The following is a 634-nucleotide window of genomic DNA, read 5'->3' as shown; positions in this document are numbered from 1 at the left end:
AATCTATATAACTCACTAGATCCATTAAATATGGATAAAAAGTTGGTTCACCACCAAGAATATTAAAAATATATGTTTTTCTATTTATTTTAAATATTTGATCAACAGCATGCTTTAACTTCTCTACTGGAACAAATTGTGATTTATCAAGAGAACTCTGACCAAAACAATATGAACATCTATAATTGCATCCATCTAAAATTATCCAATCTATAAATAAAAAATCATCTTTATTTATACCATGGAAAACTACATTTTCCATATTTACTTCATCAATTTTTGAATCATAATTTTCTATCATAAAAACTCCTGAATATATTTACAAAAGCATTGTCTGTATATAATAAACATAAATATATACAACTTCCTATTTTTATATAAAAAATATTACAATAACTAATTCAATATGTATAAAGTAAATTTATCCTTATTTTTTATACATTATTTAAATTTATACTCTATCATAAAAGCATATATGACTATTCTTCATTATAACATATGTTTTATTTTTTTAAACCTAATTTATAATAATATTTTAACTAGATTTATACTTTTTGCTATATAAAACTTTATCTAAACATTTCTGAAAACTTTAATCATATATTTTATAATTATTTAAAAAGTATATAAATTT

The 634-nt window shown here is 19.2% G+C and carries 1 protein-coding gene; it reads right to left on the bottom strand.

All coding sequences use genetic code 11. The annotated features are described in order from the left end of the window. The coding region (locus GQX97_RS13805; protein ID WP_157152331.1) for a radical SAM protein at positions 1–301 on the bottom strand (301 nt) is incomplete at its 3' end. Between the last annotated feature and the right edge of the window lie 333 nt (positions 302–634).

This window comes from Brachyspira sp. SAP_772 (genome assembly GCF_009755885.1).
Lineage (GTDB): Bacteria > Spirochaetota > Brachyspiria > Brachyspirales > Brachyspiraceae > Brachyspira.
The sequence above is the reverse complement of the archived record's forward strand: the minus strand, read 5'-3'. Positions and strand labels throughout refer to the sequence as shown.